Here is a 24,602-nt window from a genome sequence, read left to right on the forward strand (position 1 = left end):
TCAGTCTATTAAAAATAAAACTCACTAAAATAAATATAAAAATGAATATAATAAAAAAGATAATTTTTGGATTAATTTTTGGTTTTGCCTTTATGGTTAACGCACAAAAAAATATTAAAGTTGATGTAAAAAAAGACGGAGAAGTTTTTGATCATTATTGGAGTAAAATGGTTGGTGCTGGTAGAGCTAATGAAGGTTTAAGAGCTGGTTGGTTAGAACAATTAGAGCAAGTTCAAAAAAATGCAGGATTTGAATATGTTCGTTTTCATGGAATTTTTCATGATGATATGTTTCCGGTAATTATAGAAAAAGGAAAAACAGTTTATAACTGGCAATATATTGATGATTTATTTGATAGAATGTTAGATTTAAAAGTAAAACCTTTTGTAGAATTGGCTTTTTTACCAACAAGTATGGCGGCTAAAGATTCTAAAACTGTTTTTTGGTGGAAAGCAAATATTACACCAGATGAGCAGTCTTTTGAAAAATTCCACGATTTAGTAAAAGCTTTTACACAACACTGTGTAGATCGTTACGGAATTGATGAGGTTTTAACGTGGTATTTTGAGGTTTGGAACGAACCTAATTTATATAAATTATTTTGGGACGGAACAAAATCTCAATATTTTGAATTGTATAAACAGTCTGTAACAGCCGTTAGATCTGTAGATAATCGATTAAAAGTTGGTGGACCATCTACAAGTAATTTTGTGCCAGATACACGTTTTGATGGAGAAATAATTGATGATGAAGCTTCTGAAGCAGTTTTTGCAGCAAAGGATATTAATACTTTAGATTGGCATGGTGTATGGATTGAAGATTTTTTAGAGTATTGTAAAAAAGAAAATTTGCCAGTAGATTTTATCAGCTGTCATCCTTACCCAACAGATTATGCTTTTAATCCAGAAACAGGAAAAGGAAAAGGATTAACAAGACATGTGCAATCTGTAAAAGAAGATTTAGAGTGGATAAATAAAACAGTAAAAGAAAGTGCTTTTCCGGATATAGAAATACACCTTACAGAATGGCATACAAGTCCAAGTAGTAGAGATGATATGCATGATCGTTTGCCTGCTGCAGCTTATATTGTAAAATCTAATTTAGATTGTATTGGTTTAACTAATTCTTTAGCTTTGTGGACTTTTACTGATATTTTTGAAGAAAAAGGAGGAGCATCAAGTATATTTCATGGAGGTTTTGGTATGATAAACTTTCAAGGTTTGGTAAAACCATCGTATCATGCATACAGAATGTTACACCAATTAGGTGATCAAAAATTATATAAGGATGATTATTTATTTGTAAGTAAAAAATCGTCTAATGGTAATGTTGTAGCTTTAGCATATAATTATCCGGAAGAATATGAAAATGCTGTACCTTCTGGTAGAGATAAAAGAGAAAAAGGGACAAATAAAGCATTAAACTTTTCTTTAAAAGGATTAAAAGCAGGAACACTATTTAAAATGGAAATTTTAGATAAAGATCATGGAAATATTCATAATTTTTGGGAGGATATGGGAAAACCAGAACCACCAACAAGAGAAGAAATTAAATTGATGAAAGAATATGCAAATACAATGAAAACATCATATGTAAAAGCAGATAAAAATGGGGTATTAACTATAGATCATCAAATAACTCCTTGGAGTTTGGTGTTAATTCAACAAATAAATTAAATGAGAAAATATATTGTAAAAGGAAGAGTATTGTTGCTAGCGTCTCTAATTATTGGGATGCTAGGTGCCTGTTCTAATAATAATGATACCGTAACTGTTAAAGGAGAAAAGTTACAAAAAAAACTTATTTTCGAAGAGAACTTTACAGATGCTTTAATTAATTGGAAAGTTGAACAAATGCCTAATGGAACCGTAGAGGTAGAGGATAGTAAATTGGTAATCGATGATGTTTCTGGATGTACAGTTTGGTTAAAAGAAAAATTTTCTGGCTCTATTCAAATAGAATACGATGTTTTTTTAATAGAGAATGGAGGACCTAATGATCGTGTTTCTGATTTAAATTGTTTTTGGATGGCTTCGGATCCAGAAAATGTGCAAGATTTGTTTGCTAACTCAGAAAAAAGAGGAGGGAAGTTTTCTAATTATGATAGCCTACAGTTGTACTACATGGGAGTTGGTGGTAATGACAATGGAACAACAAGGTTTAGAAGATATGTTGGTAATGGAGAAAGACCATTATTACCAGAAAATGATCTAAAAAATGTCAAGTTTATGTTAGAAGGCAATAGGTCTTATCATATAAAAATTATAGCACATAATGGAGTGATTCAATATTATAGAGATAATGAATTATTTGTAGATTTTAAAGATACAAATCCTTATACTTCTGGATATTTTGGTCTTAGAACTGTAAAAAATCACATGACTGTAGATAACTTTAAAGTCTTTCAATTGTCTTATTTAAACAATAAAGATTAAACACTTAATTTAAGACTAAGTTTTTTTTAGATAAAAACTAATTTTAAAAAAAAACGAGCCCTATTTAAGGTTCGTTTTTTTTTGTTGGTAACTATTTAAATAGTGTTTTATTTGTGAAGTTTCGTAATGTTTTAATTAGAAATCTTTTAGATGTTTATTTAAGTCTTACGCCAAGGGTGAAGTTTTTTTATAATGTTTATGAAAAATAGAGTTGGTATCATTAAAAAAAAAGACTCTGAAAATTAAAAGTAGAATTAATATATTTACAATAATGATAAATATTTCAATTTATTGAGTTATTACTCTATTGGAATGAAAGTTGAAACAAATTTATGAATAAGTTACAAATAATTGGAATTGGGATTATAATTTTAGGAGGTATTGCTAGCTATTTTTATGAGGAAAATAATATAATTAGTATTTTATCTGGAGTTTTGTGTGCAGTAGGTTTAACATTCGTGTTAAAATGGTTTCCTTTTCAAAACAGAAATTAATTGAATCATTAAAGGTCTGAATAAAAGCAACAAAATAATTATATATACTTAATTTCTAACTTTTGCACTCTTAAGAAAATCCTTAGAATTTTTGACGTTCATGTTTTAATAAACAACTTTATATCTTTTAATACTAAACTAATTATGCACATCCTGCTATGAGGTTTAAATAAAAAGTAAAAACTTCATTTTATAAATTTGGCATTCCTTCTTTTCCTTCTTGTTCCATAAACTGAGTAGGTGTAACATTAAATAATTCTTTAAATGTTTTGCTAAAATAGGCGGTAGAATTAAAGCCACACATATGTGTAATTTCTTTTATAGAATGTTGTTTTTTTAATAGTAATTCAGAGGCGTGTCTTAGTCTTATAGTACGAATATAACCACTAGGGTTTAACTCTGTTAAAGCATTTATTTTTCTATAAAATTGAGATTTACCAATACCTATTTCTTTTAATAAATGATCTTGCTTAAAATCGATATCACTAATATTTTCTAAAATAATTTTTCTAGTTTTATCTAAGAAAGCTTCATCTAAATTAGAAGTTGTATCTTCAGTTAAAGAGAGTGCTCCTCCAATTTTAGAATAACGTTCTCTTAGCCTTCTTTTAGTTTCTAATAAGTTATTTATCCTTGCTCTAAGTAAACTGGTTACAAACGGTTTAGAAATGTAACCATCTGCACCATTATCGTAACCGTGTATTTTATCTTCATCTAAGGTTCTTGCAGTTAATAGTAAAACAGGTATATGGCATGTTTCAAAATCTGTTTTTATGGATTTACACATTTCAAAACCATCCATTTTAGGCATCATAACATCACTAATTACAATATCTGGATAGTGTTTTTTTACCATTTTTAATCCATTAACTCCATTAGAAGCTTCTTTTATAATATAGTCATCTTTTAAGTCGTTTGTTAAATGCCTTCTTAACTCAATGTTATCTTCAACAATTAATATCGTTGGTAGTTTTTTATCATCTAGAGTTTCTTTTTCTTCCGTGGTTGGACTTATTAAAGAGTCATTAGAGATAAACATATCATATTCAACAGCTTTCATAGAGTTTATTAGGAACTCATTTTTAATATTTTCTACTTTTTCTGCTTTTGCATTAACGTTTAAAGGCAAACGAACAGTAAATTTACTTCCTTTTAAATGTTCACTTTCAATAAAGATTTCTCCACCACATAACTCTACCAATCCTCTCGTAAAGTTAAGACCAATACCGGTACCAGCTTTATTTATATCTAAATTATAAAAACGAGAAAACACATTTTTTAATTGATGTTTATTTAATCCAACACCAGTATCTTCCACAATAATTTCTACATAATCTGTTAGTTTATCTTTCTTTAAAAATGAAAGTTTAGATTTTTTTTCAGTTTCTTTTATTTTTTTGATTGATACTGTAATATCTCCTTCATTATTCGTAAACTTTATAGCATTAGAAATCAAATTAGTAATAATTTTTTCTACTTTATCAAAATCAAATAATGAGTTTAAAGTGTTGATAGAGGTTTTAAATTGATAATTAATTTCTTTTTTTGCGGCTAAATCTTTAAAAAGACAGAAGATATCTCTACTAAATGTTATAAGATCTCCTTTTTCAAATTGTAAAGGAGCCATTCCAACATCCATTTTTCTATAATCTAATAATTGATTTACCAAATGGAGTAACCTTCTGGCACTTCTTTGAATGGTGATTGCAGAGTTTTTAATAGTATCAGAATCTTGGTTATAACTAGATAGTATTTTATCGACAGGGTTTAGTATTAAGGTTAGGGGAGTTCTAAATTCATGGGAAACATTAATAAAGAATTTAAGCTTCATTTGGTCTAATTCATGTTCTTGAGACTCTTTTACCTTAAGTGTGTAGTAATGTATTACAATATAAAATAATAAGGCACCTATTAAAGAGTATAGTAAATATGCCCACCACGTTTTCCAAATGGGAGGAAATATTTTTATATTTATACTTGTTGTTTTAGAAGCATCCCATTGACCATCAATAGAAGACTTTACTTCAAAAGTATAATTTCCAGCTTTTAGGTTAGAGTGGTTTACCACTCTGTTAGAACCTATGTTTATGAATTCATCATCTAGACCTTTCATTTTATAAGCATATTGTATTTGCTCTGGATTTTCAAAGTATAATGATAAAAATTCAAACGAAATATAGTTCTCGTTGTATTGCAGCTCTAAATTATTTGTTGCTGATATTGTTTTATTTAATAATACTCTACCGTTTATAGTATCGCCAACTGAAACTAATTTGTTATTTAATTTTAAAGCGGTAATTTGAGGATAAAGTATTGCAGATTCAGGAGCTTTAATATCATTAGGATTAAATATATTAAAACCATTTATTCCTCCAATAAGTATTCTTCCATCTTTTGTTTTTTCTATAGATTTACTTTGAAACTCCGGTCCTTGTAAACCGTCATGAATATTAAAATTTTTAAATTTTAGGGTTTGTGAATTTAAAAAAGACAAACCACCTTTAGTTGTAATCCAAAAATTATTATTGTTATCTTCTACAATACCAACAACAAGGTTATTGGGTAATCCGTCTTGAGAAGTGTAAGAATTTAATAACTTTAAATTGCTATCTAGTTGACGGATTCCACTATCGGTTCCAATCCAAATATTACCTAAATGATCTTCTGTTATATAGTTAATCCAATTATCTCTTACGCCATTTTCTTTAACTTCAGTAAACTCGATGTTTTTTGGAATAAAATCTTCTAATGTATTTAAATCGACTACATTTAAACCTAAAGTTGTACCAATAAGCAATCGATTATTAGAATCTATAAATAAATACAATATATCATTACTTACTAGGTTGTTTTTATAATTAGTAAAGTGTTTTGTTTTTTGGTTAAATAAACTAATACCTTCTGTTCTTAACCCTAGCCATATTCTGTTTTTAGCATCTTCAACCCCTGCCCATACAGAGTTTTGGTTAATAGACAAAGAGTCTTTACTATCGTGTAAAAACTGCTCTACCGTATTATTATCTGGATTAAATTTATTTAATCCTCCATCTAATGTACAAACCCAAATGTAACCATCATGACATTCGAAAGTATAGAGAATTTTATCTGAACTTAACCCTTTATTATTCTGATAAGAAATTTTTTTAAATGTATTATTTTCCTCTTCAAAAAGGTTTAAACCACCGTCATAAGAGCTAATCCATATTCTTTCTTTTTTATCTTGTAATACAGATTGTACCGTTTTAGCACTCAGTCCTTTGTTATTTCCAGGTTGATAATAATAGTGACCAAAAGAATATTTTTTAAGGTCTAATTTACTCACACCTTTATCGTAACTACCTATCCAATAGATACCATTTTTATCTTGAAAAACTGTTGATGGTTTATTATTAGGCAGAGAAAATGGATCTGAAAGGTTATTTTTAAAATGTTGTTGTATACTAACCTTATTTTTTTCCTTTTTTAATAAATACAAACCTTGTCCTTCACTAGGAACCCAAAAAAAGCCACTATCATCTTGAAAAATATTAAAGATTGGAACATGGTTATCAACCAAAGAAATATGACTAAAACGATTTAGTTCTTTTTCCCATAAAATTAGATTATTTAAGTCGTTACCTATCCAAAAATCTCCATCTGAATCTATAAAAAATCCTTTTGGAATGTGGTTTAATTCGTAAGGTTTTTTACTCTCTATAAGAATGCGATTAAAATTATTCTTTAATGCATTGTATTGGTTTAAATGATTTCCATCTGTTCCAATCCAAATATCATTGTTGGTATCTTTTAAAATAACATTAACACCATTATTATCTATAGAGTTTAAATTTGATTGATCATTAATAAAATAAGAAAAATGAAAGTTTTTGGTATTTACATTATCATCTCCTAATTTAATTTTTATAGCTCCATTATTGGTAGCTACCCAAATTATATTATTTATTTTATCGTACAGTAAATCGTTAATGTTTTTTTGGGAACTGTTAGATAATGATAATTGTTTGTAAAGATTTATTTCAGAAAATTTACTTGTACGTTTATTAAAAAAATTTAAACCATTATTAGTACCTACCCAAAGATTTCCTTCGTTATCTTCTTGAATTGAAGTAATTCTATTATTGCTAATGGTTTTAGAATCCCCTAAAACAGATCTAAATATTTCAAATTCATAGCCATTGTATTTATTTAAACCATCTATGGTACCAAACCACATAAAACCCTCTTTATCTTGAAATATATCCATACAAGTACTACTAGATAAGCCATCTATAGTATCGATGTTTTCAAATTTTAGATTATTAAATTGACCAATAACAATATTGGAAATTAAACAAAAGAGGATGATGATATAAGACCTTAAATTCATTTTTAATGATATCAGATAAATACTTTGATTCAGTTATTTGAAATTGCTTAAAACTATCTTTTAATAGTTCAAAAGAAGCACATATTACAAATAAATTTCTAGAATTTCTCCCTTTTCAGAGGATAATTTAAGCTGATTTAGATTCGCAGGAAGTAAAATAGTTTCTCCCATGTTTAATCTATATATTTTATTTTTAGATGTAATTTCTATGGTCCCATTTACACACATGTAAATTACAAATGAGTCTAGGTTTGTATAGTCTTTTTCTAAAGTACCTATTACCTTAATAAAGTTGGTTTTAAAATAAGGAGAGTGTACTAAAGTATTAGAGGTATTAAGGGTCTTTTTGTAAGTTGTTTTAAAATTACTGTAGTATTTAAAATCGATAGCATCTATTGCAAGTGCGGTATGTAACTCTCTCTCTTTACCTGTAGCATTGTCTTTTCTGTTATAGTCGTAAATTCTATAAGTTATATCAGAAGTTTGTTGAATTTCAGCCAACAAAACACCTGCTCCTATAGCATGTACACGTCCTGTAGGAATATAAAATGTATCTCCTTTCTCTACATTTTCTTGATGTAAAAGTTCTAATATTGTGTCTTTATTTAAATGATTTTGATATTCTTCTTTATTGGTATCGGTATCAAAACCAACTATAAGTTCTGCATCTTTATCTGCTTCCATAACATACCACATTTCATTTTTTCCAAATGAATTATGTCGTTCTTTTGCAAGTGCATTACTTGGGTGTACTTGTATTGATAAAGGAGTTTTAGCATCAATAAATTTTATCAGAATAGGAAAATTAGTACCAAAAGTTTCATAAACAGATTTACCTAAAAAATCTCCTTTATAGGTGTTTATAAGTTGTTTAAGTGTTTGTCCTGCTAAAAAGCCATCTAAAACCTTAGTTTCATCTCCCTTAACATCAGAAACCTCCCAAGATTCGCCAATATTTTCTTCGTCGTATTTTTTATTAAGATATGTTTTTAGTTTATTTCCTCCCCAAAGTCTGTATTTAAAAATTGGAGCAAATTTTATAGGATATAATTCCATGATGTTGTTTTTTTAATTAATAATTATCTAAAATTTGTAATGCAATAGAAGCTTTATCTGTAAGTAAAAAACACATTCCATTTAGGAATTAAAAAATATCGTGCTTTTTATAGAAAAGCTTTTTAGTTAATTCTTAAATGGAATGTGATAAATAATGACTTTAGAGAACTTCTAAAGGTGTATTTATTTTCTTAGAAAAGTCTTCTAAATAGCTTTCCCATTCTTTTTGTGTATTAAATTGATTGCTTTTTTTCCAACCAAAACCTGCATAATAAATTACTTTACCATTAATAACTTTTAAATTTGCAAATAAATTACTTTGATCTACTTTAGATGTAAGATATTTTTCTGAATCGATAAAGTACGCACCTTCAGCTACTACTCCTTGTCCTAATTCAGAATCATCAAAAGGTTCCCAGTAATTTATCCAATTTTTACCTGAAGAGGTTCTACCATCCTTTTTGTGTAATGTTAAACCTGCAGAAATAGTTTCTGTACCTTTTACGTCTATTTCATAACGAGATAAGTTTTGCCCGTAATCTAAAGAGATGTATTTTGTTTCAGAAATTACTTTTCCGTTAGCATCCCATTTAGGGTATGTTAGTACAAAACTTGTTCTAACGGGGCCGGTTGTAATGGTTTTGTAAGAAGTAAAGTTTTTAGAAAAGTAAAAAGAAGTATCAATTTTTACAGCCGTACCACCAACACCACGACTAGAACCTACGTGAAAATTATCTAAACCTTCACCAGAATCTTTATGATAAGCACCAATATCAAGAGCGTTTTTTTTGTACCACTTATTAATAATAGGGTATTCTACTCGTTTTAACCAAGCATCTATACCACTAGAAAGTGTACCTCCAGGTACAGAATCTTCAACCATTTGTTGGGCAACAGGGCCATAAGTTCTAAAAGCAACTCTGTTGTTTTCCCAAGTATAATCGTCTGTTCTTTCTGGGACAAAACGAGAATAACAATAAACAGGAACAGAATCTTTTTTAGTTTCTGTACTTGTTAATGTATATTTCTTTGTAGAGTTCGCTTTAATTTTAGGTTGAAAAATGATGATATTATTTTTTCCATCTAAGTCTGTATCAATAACTTGAGAAGTAATTTCTTCTTTTGTATTACTATCAAGTATAACAAAAGAAGAATTTTTATCTAAATTAAAAGTAGAAATATCAACTTCTACGGTTTCAAATTCTCTATCAAGATCTAAATTATTCTTGACTTCTATACTAGAAATTGTTGCTGGTTTTTTATCACAAGAGATAAAAAAAGTAAGGGTTAGGAAAAGATAGATTAGTTTTTTCATTATTCTTCGTTTGCGGGTTTACCGATAGTTGCTAAAATACCACCATCAACATAAATAATTTGTCCATTAACAAAATCACTAGCACTAGAAGCCAAAAATACAGCTGTACCAGCTAAATCTTCAGGGTTTCCCCAACGTGCTGCGGGTGTTCTTTGAATGATAAAATCATTAAAAGGATGACCATTTACTCTAATAGGAGCTGTTTGAGAAGTTGCAAAATATCCAGGACCAATTCCGTTGGTTTGAATATTGTGTTTCGCCCATTCTGTAGCCATATTTTTAGTTAACATTTTTAGACCTCCTTTAGAAGCAGCATAAGCAGAAACCGTATTTCTTCCTAATTCACTCATCATAGAGTTAATGTTTATTATTTTACCAGCTTTTCTAGCAATCATTTTTCTACCAACATATTTAGAAACAATAAAAGGGCCAACAAGATTTACATCTATTACAGCTCTATAATCATCAGATTCCATATCTTCCATTGGTACTCTTTTTATAATACCAGCATTATTAATTAATATATCTATAGGACCTACTTCTTTTTCAATTAAATCAATATGCTTTTTAACATCTTCATCATTGGTAACGTCAAAAACATAAGTATGTACTTTTAAACCTTCGCTTTCATACTCTTGCTTTGCTTCTTGAAGCATATCTGTAGAATAATTGTTTACAATTAATTCTGCACCTGCATGTCCTAATCCTTTAGCCATTGCCATTCCTAACCCATGAACACCACCTGTTATTAATGCTCTTTTCCCTGTTAAATCGAATAATTTTTTATTTGTATCCATAACTTATCTTAATTCTGTGATTTTTGCAACATCCATATCATTGTAATCTAAATTTTCACCAGCCATTCCCCAAATAAACGTGTAATTTGATGTTCCGGACCCTGAGTGAATTGACCAAGGTGGAGAAATTACAGCTTGATGATTATTCATCCAAATATGACGTGTTTCTTGAGGCTCTCCCATAAAATGACACACCGCTTGATCTTGTGGAATATCTAAATAATAATAAATTTCCATTCTTCTATCATGTACATGTGCTGGCATTGTGTTCCATACAGAACCTGTTTTTAACTCTGTCATTCCCATTTGTAATTGGCAGGTTGTAACAATTCCGCCAATAATCATTTGGTTTACGGTTCTGTGATTTGCTGTTTCTAAGCTCCCTAATTCTACTTTATTAGCCTGCTCTTTACTAACATGTTTTGTTGGGTATGCTTTATGAGCAGGAGAAGAATTAATATAAAATTTAGATGGATTAGCGTTGTCATCACTTGTAAAAACAACGTCTTTTGCACCTTTACCTATGTATAAAGCGTCTTTATGATTCATTTTAAAAACCTCACCATCTACGGATATACTACCGCTTGGTCCAGCGTTTATAACGCCCATTTCTCTTCTTTCTAAAAAGAATTCTGCTTTTAAAGGGTCTATTGTTTCTAGGTTTAGGGGAGATGTTGGTACTATTCCACCGACAATATACCTATCGTAATGTGTGTACGTGAATTTTATTTTTCCTGGTTCCATTAAATCAGGAATTAAAAATTCATCTCTTAATTCTTGCGTGTCGTATTTTTTTACTGCTTTTGGGCTAGATGCGTAACGTGTTGTATAACTTGTTTTCATAATAAACTTATAAGTTTTATTTATTTAGTATTCATGTTAAAAATAATTTTTCTGTTCTCTAAGTTGTAAAACTAAAAAATCATTGTATTAGTTTTATATAATTTATATTCCATTTATATAAAATAAAGCCCATTTTACTGTATTTTTTTTTAGGGAAGTAATTATAACACAGACATAAAAAAAATAATCATTTTTTATCAAAATAGAGTCTAATAGTTATTTTGAAGTATCTACATTTAAATAAAAAAACTGAATTGATGAATTTATTTTTTTATAGTTATAAAGTTTTATTAATTTAATATGAAATGGTAATTATATGGAGATCTTTTTGCTAGGTTTTGTTAAGTAAAAAAAATATAAAATTATGAAGAGAGGTGTTTTTAACAACATTATATTACTAAGTAGATTTTTTTAAAAGTTGCCCTAATATCAATATATTTAATTCTTGAAATTATTTTCTTGTAGAAAACGTATCTAATTAGATAGTGTGAATTATGTAAAATATTTCAATCATACTAATTTTTATATTGAAATGTTTACTTAAAATTGGTAGGAATCCATTATTCATAATAATGAAATCGATTGATTTTTTGAGTAAGTTTAGGGCATTTAAATTTAATAATCATTTTATTTTATGTGAGCATTTAATAACTTTTAGAGTTGTTGCTAAAAAGTGAATGTTACAAATTTTAGAACTCTACCATAAGAATTGCTATGTTCTTTACCTACCTATTTCTAATAAATTCTGTGAGTTTTATGTTGCTGTAGATTTTTAATTGTTGTATTATCTTTAAATTTTTCTATACCTTCAATTAGCATTTGTTTTCTTATTTATACATTAATGATTGAAAATTCATGATCAAAAAAATAAGAACTCTACTTATTTTAGGTTAAGTTAATTTTAACGGTAAGTTTTAAAAAGAATATTTTTTAATAATATAAAAAGAGTACTTAAAAAAAACTTTATTTTTATCTCTAAAATAGGTTTATATTCTCACTAATTCTGTTATTTTTTTATCAATATTAACTTACTTTTACCAAATAGGTTGAGTTAATTTAAGTTCTAAAAAGTCATTTAATATTTAAGGTAAACTAATTGTTTTATATTTAACAAAAGTTAGATTTGTACTTGTAATTACTTAATTTTAAAGAGAAATGAGCTGTGATTTATATTGTATGAATCATAATTTAGAGAAAAATATTTTACTTTTTATTACTCTTGTATATGTTTATATAAAATAAATTGTTTGAACAAAAGACTTTTTTATTTTAATTTATCATCTATATAAATTATTTCAACAAAAGAACTCGACAAGTTTTAAAAAACATTTTTTAGAGCCTGTTTTATCATAATTGATAGAAAAATGAATTTTAGAATACTTTTTATAATTCTTTGTTATTTTTATTCTAGTACTGCAAATGCTCAATTAACAAATCTTAAGTTTGAGAATTTTGGTACAAATGAAGGCCTTTCTAGTAGTACATGTGTAGAATTATTTCAAGATAGAGAAGGTGTATTGTGGATAGGTACAAATGATGGGTTAAATAAGTATGATGGTTATAACTTTGAGGTTTATAGGCCAATACCAGGAGATATTAATTCTATTAGTAATAATAGAATTAATACTATTATAGAAGATTTTAATAATAATTTATGGATAGGTACAGATGATGGTTTAAATGTATTAAATAAAGAAAAAAATAAATTTTTTAGAATTCCATTATCACAAGATGATCTTCATAAAGTTGTTGTTTATGATTTGTTTTTTGACGAACTAACGTCCATTTTATGGATAGCAACTAATAATGGTGTTAGTAAAATTGTTCTTAAAGCCTCTTTTGAACCCAATAGTTTGAATATAGAACGTTATAAAAATAATAGTAATGATAATAACTCTATATCTCAAAATAACATAACTAGTATTCAAAATGATTTAGATAACCAGTTATGGTTTGTTTCTAATGATCAATATTTAAATAAATATAATGCTAAAAATAATAATTTTACAAGGTATTTAATTACCAAACATAGTACTAAAGATTTCGACCATTTGCCAAAAGCAACAATGGTAGATAGTGATGGTGATTTTTGGATAGGTAATAATTTGTCTCATTTAGTGTATTGGGATACAAAGAGAAATGAGTTTGAAACTATTTCTATTGTAGATAAGGATATTACAATTTTTGATATATACCAAGATAGTAAAGGACTTATTTGGATTGCTACAGATGGAGATGGAATTTATATTTTAGATAAAAAAACAAGAGAGATAAATCATATTTTAAATAGTAAGTCAAATCCTTTTTCTTTACCTAACAATCAACCATCAAAAATATTTGAAGATCAGAAAGGTATCTTTTGGATTGCATCCTACAATAAAGGTATCAGTAAATTGGTGCTTTCTAAATCGTACTTTGGTCATTATTTTCATCAAGCAAATAAGAAAGATGGGCTAAGTGATAAAATTGGTCAAGCTGTTTTAGAAGATTCTAGCAAGAGAATTTGGATTGGTACAGGAAATGGCGGATTAAACCTTTTTAACGAAAAAGAAAATTCGTTTACACATTATAAATCAAGTGTTAAAAATTCTAATACAATAAGTTCTAATAAAATTTTAAGTTTATCAGAAAGTTATAATGGTTCTGTTTGGATTGGCACATGGGATGGAGGTCTAAATAACTTTAATCCAGAAACAAAAAAGTTTACAAGATATTTACACAGTACAGAAGATCCATATTCTATTGGTCAAAATACAGTATGGACAAGTGTAGAAGATTCTAAAAAGAGGCTTTGGTTTGGTACCTCTACAACTGGTTTAAATGTATTAGACCCTACTTCAAAAAGATTTTATAGCTATAAAGAACAATTAGGTGTAGAAAATACAATATCAAGTAATTTTGTATTTTTTCTTTCAATAGATTCAAAAAACAGGTTACTTGTAGGTACATCTATGGGCTTGTCTTATGTAGATTTAAATACATTAAAAGAACAAATTCCAACAGATATTCAGTTTCATAAAATAGAAACAGAAAGTGTTTCTAATGTTAAAATTAATTATGTTGAGGAAGACCATTTTGGTAATTATTGGGTAGGTACTAATCTTGGTATTTTAAAACTAGATACCAACTTTAAACTTTTAAAGACGTATACAACCATAAATGGATTACCAAATAATATTGTTGTAGGTATTGTTGAAGATGATAATTTTAAGATTTGGGTAACAACAAAAGGGGGTGTTTGTTTAATTGATCCTATTCAAGAAAGTTTTTCTAATTATAATAGCAATGATGGTTTACAAGGGTTAGAGTTTCAAAGTAAATCGATACAAAAAACACAAGATGGACGCCTGTTAATGGGAGGTTTAAATGGGTTTAATCTCTTTAAACCAACGGATGTTTTTTCTCCACCAATATTTACAAAACCAACAATTACAAATTTAAAATTATTTAATAAAACTGTTCAGGCAGGCGATACTATTGGCAATAGAGTGCTTTTAGATAAGTCTATAAAAGAAATTAAAAACTTTGTTTTAAATTATAATGAAGGTTTTATGACTTTTGAATTTGTTGCTCTTAATTACAAGAACCCTAATCAAACAGAATATGCATATAGATTAATTGGCTTAGAAGAAAATTACATAAACTCAGGTAATAATAGAAGTATAAATTATTCTAATCTACTTCCTGGTAAATATACTTTCGAAGTAATGTCTTCAATTAGAGGACAGTGGGGGAGTTCTAAATCTGCTAAAATAAACTTTACAATTTTACCTCCTCCATGGAAAACTTGGTGGTCTTTTTGTCTGTATTTTATTCTAGCTGGTTTAATTGTATGGGTTGCCTTAAAATATTACACACAAAAGGTACAAGAAATACAGAGTTATGAGTTAAACCGAATGAAACTTCAATTTTTTATAAATGTTTCGCATGAATTTAGAACTCCTTTATCTTTAATTTTAAATCCTGTAGAAAAATTACTTTCTAATTTTAATGATCCAGAAACGGTTAAAACATCTGCAGTTACAATTCAACGAAGTGCAAGGCGTTTATTACATTTGGTAAATCAATTACTAGATAATAGAAAAATGGAAGTAGGGATGTCTCCCTTACAATTTGAAAAAGGAGATGTCGTTGATTTTAGTAAAGATATTTTTCTTCTTTTTAAAGATTTGGCAGATAAAAAAGAAATTAATTATACGTTTAAGTCAAGTTCTAAAAAAATAACATCCCTTTTTGATTTTGATAAAGTGGAGAAAATTATAACAAATTTAATTTCAAATGCAATTAAATTTACTAATGATGGAGGAGAAATTGTTGTTTCAATAAAAAAAGTTAAGAAAAAGAATACATCTAAATTACTTTATTTTAATAAAGGTTTATCAAAAGAGTTTGTTGAAATAATTGTAGAAGATTCTGGTATTGGATTAAATGAAGAACAATTAAAAAAGATTTTTTCTAGATTTTACAATGTCGTTTTCACTAAAACAGGAACAGGTATTGGTTTAAATTTTACCAAAGGGTTAGTAGAGTTACATGGTGGTAACATTCATGTTGAAAGTGAATATAATAAAGGGAGTAAGTTTACTGTATTGTTGCCTATAAAAAAAGAAAAAAAACTAGAAAAAGAAGTTAAACATCTTAAAAATGAATTTCTAATAAATTCTGTTATGGCTACAGAATATCAGGTGCTTACCACAGATTCTGCTGTTGACAACAGTGAAGATGTTAAAGAAAAAGGAAAAGAAAAAGTAAAACCAACGATACTTATAGTAGAAGATAATAAAGAATTAAGGCTTCATATAAAAAATGATTTAAAAGATATTTATAACGTTAAAGAAGCTGTAAATGGTTTGGAAGGCTTGATAATGATAAAAAAGTATTTTCCAGATATTATTATAAGTGATGTAATGATGCCTAAAATGGATGGTTTTGAAATGTGCAAACAGATAAAAACAGATTTAGAAACCTGCCATATACCAGTAATTTTATTAACAGCAAGAGCTTTAGAAGAAGATAGAATTGAAGGGTATGATAATGGTGCAGATGAATACCTTGCAAAGCCTTTTCAAATAAGTGTATTAACTGCTAGGGTTAGAAACCTTTTGGAAGCAAAAGCTAGGTTGCGAGAAAAATTCTCAAAATTAGGGTTCATGTTACCTACAGAAGAGCTTGTTACAAATTCTTTAGATCAAGCGTTTTTAGATAAAACAACCAACATAGTGCTAGATAATATTAGCGATACAGATTTTAAGTTAGATAATGTATTAGAATCTATTGGCTTGGGGAGATCTCAGTTTTATAGAAAATTACAGACTATAACAGGCCAGAACCCAAGTAATTTTATAAGAAGCATTAGATTAAAATATGCTTCAGAATTATTAATTAAGAATGAATATTCTATTAAAGAAATTTCATATATGTCTGGTTTTAATTCTACAAGTTACTTCGGAAAAACATTTAAAGACTTATTTGAGATGACTCCAAAAGAGTTTATTGAAAAAAACTCTAAATAACCTCCATATAGCATTTTTTACTTCTTCAATATTAAACTTATTGTTACAATAAGTTTAATATTCGTTTCCTCTACAATTAAATTGGTGTACATCATTGATTAATTAGATTTTCTATATTTTACTAGGTTTTTGAGCCATTAATGGGCTTATTTTTAGATTAATTGAATCTTAATTTAGATTTATCAGTGGTCATAATTTCTAAATTGTACCTGTTAAATAGATTAACAATATTCTAATATTAATCAATCAACCTAAACATTACTTTTTATGAAAAAAAAGAATTACTTAAGGGGCAACTTTAATAAGTTCACAAGTTTTTTTAAACCTCTTCCGTTAACCGCTTTATTTTTAATTGTATTTATAACCAATGGGTACAGTATAAATAATACAGTTAATAATAATGGAGAAATTAATTTACAGCAATTAACAATTACTGGTACTGTCTTATCTGATGGAATAGGCGGTCCAATACCAGGAGTTAGTATACTTGTAAAAGGAACAAATATAGGTGCAATTACAGATTTTGATGGTAATTATACTATTAACGTACCGTCATCTAATTCTATTTTAGTTTTCAGTTATATTGGCTTTACCACAATAGAAAAAAAGGTAGATAATAATAAAACTATAAATGTAACATTAACTGCTGATGTTAGTGAACTAGATGAAATTATTGTTGTTGGATATGGTGTTGCCAAAAAAGAAACTTTAACGGGCGCCGTAGAACAAGTAAAAGCAAAAGCTTTTCAAGATTTAGCAGTAACAAGTCCTGCATTAGCACTTCAAGGTAGAACACCAGGTTTAACAGTAACAAGATCATCTACAAGACCAGGAGGAGAAGGTTTAGGTTTTTTAATTCGTGGACAAACATCGGTAAACGGAATTGCTCCGTTATTGGTAATTGATGGAGTTCCTGCATTAAACAACTCCTCTTTTTCAGACATGAACCCAGATGATGTTGATAATATTAGTATTCTTAAAGGTGCATCTGCTTCTATATATGGAGCACGTGGTGCTGGTGGGGTAATTATTGTAACAACTAAAAAAGGTAAAGGAGAAGTAAAAGTAGAAGCAAGTACTGTTTTAAGACACTCTACAATTGGTATTCGTCCTCCATCACCAACAATGCAAGAATATGCTAGTGTTTATTTAGAAGCAGCATCTAATGATGTAAATCCGTATTATTTCTTTTGGGATAAAGAATCATTAGAAGGTATGGCAGCAGGAGAAGAACGTATTTATGAAAACGGAATTCTTGGAAATATTTATTTAGGAAATGGAAATTTATTTGATCAAATGTATGGGAGTACATTTTCTAACCAACATAATGTAAGTATTTCTGGTTCTACAGAAAAAAGTGATTTTCGTCTTTCTGGAGGATACGATCATAATGTAGGTGGTTTAAAAACAACTTACGATGGTGCAAAAAAATACAACTTTGCATTTAACTATAATTACAACGTTAACGAAAAATTAAAGATTGGTGTAAATGTTAGTTATTTTCACAAACACTTTTCTGGTCCTTCAACTGGGCTTGGTTCAGAATCTCTTAGTTATGATGCTCCTTTGTTTTTGGCTAAAAACCCATTCGGACAATGGAATTCTAACTTTGGTGTAATTGGTGGAGGAAACAACGCTATTGCAAGTACTGTAGATGGTGGTCGTACCAATAATAAAACAGAACAATTTAGATTTATATTTTCTACAAATTATAAAATAACAGATAATTTAAGCTTTGCAGGAACTTTTTCTATGGCTAGAGATTTAAAGAATTATCAAAAATATGTTTTAAACGTACCTACTTACGGTTGGTTTGGTAATAAAGCAAACTCATCTGTAAATACAACTCCATATATATATGAAGAAAAAGATGAAGGTACTTACAAGAATATTAAAGGGGCTTTAAATTATAAAAAGAGTTTTGGAAATCATAATTTAACAGGAACTTTAGCTATAGAAGGAGAGTTAAAAACTAGTAAAAATTTAGATGTAAGAAGAGATGGTTTTGAAGATTATGGAGTATATGATTTAAACCTTGCACCTATAGACGTTAATGTTGCCACCAATGGAGGCGCAGGTACTTACGGTTTTTACGGATATATTGCTCGTGTAAATTATGATTATAAACAAAAATATCTTTTAGAATTACAAGGGCGTAGAGACGGTTCTTCTAGATTTGCCGAAGGATATAAATTTTTTAATTATGGTTCTTTAACTGCTGGTTGGGTAGTTTCTAATGAAGATTTTTTAAGTGATAATAATATTCTATCATTTTTAAAACTAAGAGGAGGTTATGGAGATTTAGGTAGTGTAAGTGGAGTAAGTACATTTGGTTATTTACAAGGAGTAAGTTTTGGTACAAGTTTATTTGGCCAAAATGCTGGATGGCAAACTACTGCAACTGCAAATGGAGCCTTTAGCACATCTACATCTTGGGAACATATTCAGAATCAGGAAATTGGTTTAGATTTTAGATTGTTAAATGATAAAGTTTATGGTTCTGTAGATTTCTTTAAGAAAAAGAATATTGGTATGTTAATTAGAGGAAAAGTAGCAGAAGTTTTTGGAGCTACAGAGCCTGTTACAAACTTAGGAGTAATGAAAACTACTGGTTGGGAAGTTGTTTTAGGTTGGAGAGATAGAGTTGGTGAATTTGACTTAGGCATATCTGCAAACATGAGCGATACCAGAAATGTTTTATTAAGTTATGAAGGTAGAGAAAGTGATAATGCAGATTTAGGTTTTGCAGAAGGCTTAAATTTAGCTAGTGACGGAAACTTAAGAGAAGGAGATCCTTTAAATTCTTTTTATATGTATAAAACAGATGGATTCTTTAAAGATGAAGCAGAAGTTGATGCATATTATGCAAAATACACAGAAACTGCGGCAGGTATAATTCCTTCAGAATTTAATGCAGATACAAGATTGCGTCCGGGTGATGTTAAAATTGTAGATACCAATGGCGATAATATAATTAACGATAAAGATTTAGAATATCAAGGAGATAATTCTTCTCATTATGTGTTTGGGGTAAATTTAGATGCTACTTATAAAAACTGGGATATCTCAGCATTTTTTCAAGGTACGTTACAACAAAATGTACACAGAACTGGTTACTTAGCATATCCTTTTGCTAGAAGATATACCAACCATACATCTGCCTTTTTAGGGCAAACATGGACAGAAGAAAACCCTACTGCAGAATTTCCAAGAACATCAACAAATTATTTACGTGCCGCTTGGAATTATGAATACAGCGATTTTATGTTACAAAATAATGCTTATGTAAGATTAAAATCTCTTGTAATTGGGTATAACTTCGAAGATCTTAAAATAGGTAAAACCAATATCAACAAATTAAGAGTTTACTTCTCTGGAAATGATTTATTCGAACTTTCTACTTTAGATGATGGTTACGATCCAGAATCTACATCAAATACAAATGGTAGTAATGCTTCTTACCCATTTATGCGTACTTGGGCTTTTGGAGTAAAAGTATCACTTTAAAGAAATTCTAATCATATAATTAAAATATTAAGATGAAAAAAATAATAAATATTATTCTACCATGTTTCATGGTTTTCTTCACCTCTTGTGAAGATGATTTTATAGACTTAACTCCGTTAGCGAGTATTACTGAAGATGTGTATTTTTCTGAACCAATACATTACGAGCAAAATGCAAATTCTTTTTACCGACAAATGATTGCTTTTAGACCGACAGGAGGAAGTAATATTGCTGATTTTATGGATTATGGTACAGATTTAACTTCTTATACAGAAGGTACTCAGCAAGATTATGGAAGAGGAGTTGTTAGTTTACAACAAGTAGATAGCTATTGGAATAATGCGTATTCTTACATACGTGCTAACAATGTGTTATTAAAACGTGCAGAGAGTTATGCCGGAGATGTTAATGACATTAAAGAATACATTGCCATTGCTAAGTTTTTTAGAGCATGGAATTATTACTTTTTAGTACAACGATATGGAGGAGTACCTTTAATAACCAAAGTTTTAGATACAGATTCAGAAGAACTAAAATCACCAAGAAATAGTAGGTATGAGGTAGTTGCACAAGTATTAAAAGACTTAGAAGAAGCAATAGTAGATTTACCATTAGAACAAAATATTGGAACTGATAATAAAGGTAAATTGAGTAAGTGGGCTGCAATGGCTTTTAAAGGAAGAGTTCTTTTATATGAGGCAACTTGGATGAAATATGTACAAACTTCTACAGATGGAGATGGTGTCTCAATGGGAGCGGGTAGTGCAGGCTATAGTGCAAGTAATGTAGATACCTATTTACAAGAAGCTGTTAGTGTATTAAAAACAGTGATGGATCAAGGTGGTTATGAATTATGGAATTATAATTCTTTATTAGATAATAAGAGTTCTTTCTATTTATTTAATTTAGAAGATGGTGGTTCTAATCCTGCAGGTTTAGATAAATCTACAAATAAAGAATTTATTCTTTATAATAAATACGATTTTGATTTATATAAAGGAAATACAGGTTTAACACATGGTGCTAGAGGTAGGTTACAACCAAGTAGAAAAATGATGGATATGTTTTTATGTTTAGATGGAAAAACTATAAATGATTCTCCTTTATTTAAAGGTTATGTAAAAACGTCTGATGAATACCAAAATCGTGATTACAGAATGAGAGCTTATTTTGCAGATTATGATACTTATGAAGTTCCTGTAGACGGATCTATTGTTTTAAACCAACAATTAAGTACCGGATATTACAATCAAAAGTTTTGTACTTATAACTATGGAGAGTACAGACAAACTAAAGAAGAATCTGCAGATTACCCACAAATACGTTTGGCAGCTGTTTATTTAATGTATGCAGAAGCATTGGTAGAATTAAATGGAAGTTTAACTGATACGCAAATGAGTGAGTCTATTAATAAAGTAAAAGCAAGAGCAGGTTTACCAGCTATTTCTAATAGTTCTTTAATAGCTAATGGAATGAATATTAAAGATGAAATTAGAAGAGAACGTACAATTGAATTGTATGCGGAAAACTCTAGATATGTAGATTTAAAACGTTGGGGTTTAGCAGAAGAAGTTTTAGGAGAACCAATTGCAGGTGCAGTTATTGAAGGCACAGATTATGAAAACAATGCCGCATTGTATAACCCAAGTAGTTATCAATTTGGAGAAATTTCTGTAGCTACCGGTTCAGGTACGTTAAAAGCAGTTCAATTAGATGCTGTTTCTAACAGAAACTTTTCTAGAACAAATTATTTACACCCACTTCCTACATTACAAGTTGGTCAAACAGAAGTACTACAAAACCCTGGTTATTAATACTAATAGTTTAAAATATATAGATCATGAAATATATAAAATACAAAATAAATTCAATCCTTTTTATTTTTGCTATTCTAGCACTAACAAGTTCGTGTTTAAGTACAGATGAAGATGGGGATTTTAATCCAGAACTGGTTGCTTATGGAGATTTTAGTTTAGAATCTATTTCCCCAACCTCTGCTTTTTCAGGGCAATCAGTTACTATAACAGGTAGTAATTTTGGTGAGTTTAAAGAAGCTGCTAAAATTTATTTTAATGGAATTCCTGCAACCGATATAACTTCATATAATGATACTCAGATGGTTGTTTCTGTACCAGCAACAGCTAATTCTGGTAAAATTAAAGTTGATGTTTGGACAAATTCTCATGAATCTGAACAAGAATTTAATTTAATTCCAGGGGCTGTTATTAGTTACTATAACCCTAGTCAAGCCGAAGAAGGTGAGATTATTAAAATTATTGGAGAAAATTTTGGAACAGATACTAGTATCGTAGAAATTTATTTTTCAGGGAATCCAAATCCAATTGATATTATATCAATTTCTGATACAGAAATAGAAGTAAAAGTACCTTTTGATGCTGCAAACGGACCTATAACAATCGTTAAAGGACCTCAGACTTTTATTGGTCCAGATTTTTTATATCCTACAGGTAGACTTAAATTTTTATTTAATGTTTTAGGAGATACAGAAGGGTTTTCTGGTGGTGCAGTTACTACTGCTGGTAATTTTACTTGGCCTTATGGAGGTAGCACAAGTAGATTCGATTTTATTGCACCAACATCAGAACCATTTTCAACGATGAGTCTTAAAAAAGAAGAGTACCCATATTTAGCAATGAAAGTATCGGCGATACCAAATGGTAGGCAATATATGTTTCTGGAAACAACAGGAGATGATAGTGGTGTAAAGTATGGTAAATGGTATAAAAATAAAGTTAATCCTGATCCAATTGTAGGTTTAATTGATAAAAATATAATTGTTTATGATATTGGTGGAGCTAATTTTACTACCACTAAATTAGAGGACGGACTTATAAATCGTATGCTTTTTAACTTTACAGATTCTGCTGGTGGTTCACTAGATATAGATTGGATTATCGCCTTTAAATCTATAGAAGAACTGGAAGCTTACGTTAACTAAAACAAAATATTTTACTAGGTTATTAATACAGCTTATAATAACCTAGTAAAATTAAAATTACTAAATAAAAATAGAAATGAAAATAAAATTTTATAAAACAATATTGGGGCTATTAATTAGCACTTCAGTTTTGGTTGGATGTACTTCACCAAAAAAGGAACCAATAAAATTGGATGTTGAACATGTCTTGGATTTAAGTGTTTTAAAAACAAGGAAAACTGTAGCAGGATTATCAAGTGCTGTTGACTTTCCAAGAAGTATTGAAAAAGGAAATAAAAATTGGGATTTTGTAGGAGTAAAAGATTGGTGTAGCGGTTTTTGGCCTGGGGTGTTATGGTATGCTTATGAATTCTCTGGAGATGAGTCGATTAAAAAACAAGCAGAACGTTTTACTGCTCCAATAAAAGAAATAGCGTATACATCTGCAGAAAACCATGATATTGGTTTTATGGTGTATTGTAGTTTTGGAAACGGATACCGATTAACAGGAAATGAAGAATATAAAAAAGTATTACTTTCTGCAGCAGATACTTTAGCAACACTTTATAACCCTAATGTAGGATCTCTTCTTTCTTGGCCTATATATAAAGATAAATACATGCATAATACAATCATAGATAATATGATGAATTTAGAATTGTTATTCTGGGCTTCTAAAAACGGAGGAAGTAAAAAGTTGTATGAGATTGCAGAAAGTCATGCAGAAGTAACAATGAACAATATTGTTCGTAAGGATAGTGCTGTTTATCATTTAGCTTCATTTAATGATAAAACAGGAGAGTTTATTAAAGGCTATACACATCAAGGTTATGCAAACGAATCTATGTGGGCAAGAGGTCAAACTTGGGGAATTTATGGTTTTGCAATGGCGTATAGAGAAACAGGAAGAAAAGACTTTTTAAATACATCTATAAAATTAACAGAGCATTATTTAGACAGATTGCCTAAAGATGGTATTCCGTTTTGGGATTTTGACGATCCAAGAATTCCGAATGCTCCAAAAGATGCTTCTGCAGCTGCAGTAGCTGCCTGTGGTATGTTAGAATTATCTTGTCTTGTTCAGGATAAAGAGTTAAAGCAAAAATATTTTAAAGAAGCAAAAAGGTTTTTAGCAAAACTATCTTCAGAAGAGTATTATAGTGGAGAAACAAATCAAGCTTTATTATTACATTCTACTGGTCATCATCCTAAAAATTCAGAAATAGATACACCTATTATTTATGCAGATTATTATTATATGGAAGCAATGCTAAAGTTAAGACAGATTGAAAATAAACAAGATTTAGGTTTATTAAAAAAATAAGAAATAGAACTTTA

The 24,602-nt window shown here is 28.9% G+C and carries 13 protein-coding genes; 8 read left to right on the plus strand and 5 right to left on the minus strand.

The window, feature by feature from the left end:
* Nucleotides 1–41: 41 nt before the first annotated feature.
* The 3 genes from WHD08_RS00830 (at nucleotide 42) to WHD08_RS00840 (ending at nucleotide 2,929) form a co-directional block, all read left to right on the plus strand.
* The gene (locus WHD08_RS00830) at nucleotides 42–1,676 is read left to right on the plus strand and encodes a GH39 family glycosyl hydrolase (RefSeq protein WP_208889607.1); all 1,635 of its coding nucleotides are present in this window, start codon (nucleotides 42–44) and stop codon (nucleotides 1,674–1,676) included.
* On the plus strand, nucleotides 1,677–2,435 hold the full coding sequence (locus WHD08_RS00835; RefSeq protein ID WP_208889606.1) for a DUF6250 domain-containing protein: 759 nt from the start codon (nucleotides 1,677–1,679) through the stop codon (nucleotides 2,433–2,435).
* A gap of 332 nt (nucleotides 2,436–2,767) precedes the next feature.
* Entirely contained in the window at nucleotides 2,768–2,929 is a 162-nt protein-coding gene (locus WHD08_RS00840) for a hypothetical protein (protein ID WP_208889605.1), read from the plus strand.
* A 190-nt stretch (nucleotides 2,930–3,119) separates the two neighbouring features.
* On the opposite strand, the gene WHD08_RS00845 is transcribed toward WHD08_RS00840, so the two are convergent.
* The 5 genes from WHD08_RS00845 to kduI all read right to left on the minus strand — a co-directional run bounded on the left by WHD08_RS00845 (nucleotide 3,120) and on the right by kduI (nucleotide 11,306).
* Nucleotides 3,120–7,295, minus strand: coding sequence for a hybrid sensor histidine kinase/response regulator transcription factor (locus WHD08_RS00845; RefSeq protein WP_208889604.1), 4,176 nt, complete (start codon nucleotides 7,293–7,295; stop codon nucleotides 3,120–3,122).
* 84 nt (nucleotides 7,296–7,379) lie between these two features.
* Nucleotides 7,380–8,351 carry a type I phosphomannose isomerase catalytic subunit gene (locus tag WHD08_RS00850; RefSeq protein WP_208889603.1) on the minus strand — a complete coding sequence of 324 codons (972 nt, stop codon included), beginning with the start codon at nucleotides 8,349–8,351 and terminating at the stop codon, nucleotides 7,380–7,382.
* Between the two features lie 160 nt (nucleotides 8,352–8,511).
* Nucleotides 8,512–9,666 (minus strand): DUF4861 family protein, encoded by a 1,155-nt coding sequence (locus tag WHD08_RS00855; protein ID WP_208889602.1) that lies wholly within the window; start codon nucleotides 9,664–9,666, stop codon nucleotides 8,512–8,514.
* Nucleotides 9,666–10,463, minus strand: a complete 798-nt coding sequence (locus tag WHD08_RS00860; RefSeq protein WP_208889601.1) for a gluconate 5-dehydrogenase — start codon at nucleotides 10,461–10,463, stop codon at nucleotides 9,666–9,668. Before WHD08_RS00860 ends, WHD08_RS00855 begins: the two co-directional genes overlap by 1 nt.
* A 3-nt stretch (nucleotides 10,464–10,466) precedes the next feature.
* Complete coding sequence (gene kduI / locus WHD08_RS00865) at nucleotides 10,467–11,306, minus strand: 5-dehydro-4-deoxy-D-glucuronate isomerase (RefSeq protein WP_208889600.1); 840 nt, start codon at nucleotides 11,304–11,306, stop codon at nucleotides 10,467–10,469.
* Nucleotides 11,307–12,670: 1,364 nt separating this feature from the next.
* On the opposite strand from kduI, the gene WHD08_RS00870 reads away from it, so the two are divergent.
* The 5 genes from WHD08_RS00870 (at nucleotide 12,671) to WHD08_RS00890 (ending at nucleotide 24,588) form a co-directional block, all read left to right on the plus strand.
* On the plus strand, nucleotides 12,671–16,819 hold the full coding sequence (locus WHD08_RS00870; protein ID WP_340833193.1) for a hybrid sensor histidine kinase/response regulator transcription factor: 4,149 nt from the start codon (nucleotides 12,671–12,673) through the stop codon (nucleotides 16,817–16,819).
* A gap of 267 nt (nucleotides 16,820–17,086) precedes the next feature.
* On the plus strand, nucleotides 17,087–20,326 hold the full coding sequence (locus WHD08_RS00875) for a SusC/RagA family TonB-linked outer membrane protein (protein WP_208889599.1): 3,240 nt from the start codon (nucleotides 17,087–17,089) through the stop codon (nucleotides 20,324–20,326).
* Nucleotides 20,327–20,358: 32 nt separating this feature from the next.
* The gene (locus WHD08_RS00880; RefSeq protein ID WP_208889598.1) at nucleotides 20,359–22,140 is read left to right on the plus strand and encodes a RagB/SusD family nutrient uptake outer membrane protein; all 1,782 of its coding nucleotides are present in this window, start codon (nucleotides 20,359–20,361) and stop codon (nucleotides 22,138–22,140) included.
* A 26-nt stretch (nucleotides 22,141–22,166) separates the two neighbouring features.
* The gene (locus WHD08_RS00885; protein WP_208889597.1) at nucleotides 22,167–23,285 is read left to right on the plus strand and encodes an IPT/TIG domain-containing protein; all 1,119 of its coding nucleotides are present in this window, start codon (nucleotides 22,167–22,169) and stop codon (nucleotides 23,283–23,285) included.
* A 76-nt stretch (nucleotides 23,286–23,361) separates the two neighbouring features.
* Nucleotides 23,362–24,588: a glycoside hydrolase family 88 protein gene (locus WHD08_RS00890; RefSeq protein WP_208889596.1), complete on the plus strand. Its 1,227-nt coding sequence runs from the start codon at nucleotides 23,362–23,364 to the stop codon at nucleotides 24,586–24,588.
* Nucleotides 24,589–24,602 lie beyond the last annotated feature (14 nt).

The sequence above is a fragment of the Polaribacter sejongensis genome (assembly GCF_038024065.1).
GTDB classification, from domain to species: Bacteria; Bacteroidota; Bacteroidia; order Flavobacteriales; family Flavobacteriaceae; genus Polaribacter; species Polaribacter sejongensis.

What these genes read in the sequence shown, in the direction of transcription:
- WHD08_RS00830 (WP_208889607.1), top strand. Translation starts at nt 42, where the DNA reads ATGAATATAATAAAAAAGATAATTTTTGGATTAATTTTTGGTTTTGCC.
- WHD08_RS00835 (WP_208889606.1), top strand. Translation starts at nt 1,677, where the DNA reads ATGAGAAAATATATTGTAAAAGGAAGAGTATTGTTGCTAGCGTCTCTA.
- WHD08_RS00840 (WP_208889605.1), top strand. Translation starts at nt 2,768, where the DNA reads ATGAATAAGTTACAAATAATTGGAATTGGGATTATAATTTTAGGAGGT.
- WHD08_RS00845 (WP_208889604.1), bottom strand. Translation starts at nt 7,295, where the DNA reads ATGAATTTAAGGTCTTATATCATCATCCTCTTTTGTTTAATTTCCAAT.
- WHD08_RS00850 (WP_208889603.1), bottom strand. Translation starts at nt 8,351, where the DNA reads ATGGAATTATATCCTATAAAATTTGCTCCAATTTTTAAATACAGACTT.
- WHD08_RS00855 (WP_208889602.1), bottom strand. Translation starts at nt 9,666, where the DNA reads ATGAAAAAACTAATCTATCTTTTCCTAACCCTTACTTTTTTTATCTCT.
- WHD08_RS00860 (WP_208889601.1), bottom strand. Translation starts at nt 10,463, where the DNA reads ATGGATACAAATAAAAAATTATTCGATTTAACAGGGAAAAGAGCATTA.
- kduI (WP_208889600.1), bottom strand. Translation starts at nt 11,306, where the DNA reads ATGAAAACAAGTTATACAACACGTTACGCATCTAGCCCAAAAGCAGTA.
- WHD08_RS00870 (WP_340833193.1), top strand. Translation starts at nt 12,671, where the DNA reads ATGAATTTTAGAATACTTTTTATAATTCTTTGTTATTTTTATTCTAGT.
- WHD08_RS00875 (WP_208889599.1), top strand. Translation starts at nt 17,087, where the DNA reads ATGAAAAAAAAGAATTACTTAAGGGGCAACTTTAATAAGTTCACAAGT.
- WHD08_RS00880 (WP_208889598.1), top strand. Translation starts at nt 20,359, where the DNA reads ATGAAAAAAATAATAAATATTATTCTACCATGTTTCATGGTTTTCTTC.
- WHD08_RS00885 (WP_208889597.1), top strand. Translation starts at nt 22,167, where the DNA reads ATGAAATATATAAAATACAAAATAAATTCAATCCTTTTTATTTTTGCT.
- WHD08_RS00890 (WP_208889596.1), top strand. Translation starts at nt 23,362, where the DNA reads ATGAAAATAAAATTTTATAAAACAATATTGGGGCTATTAATTAGCACT.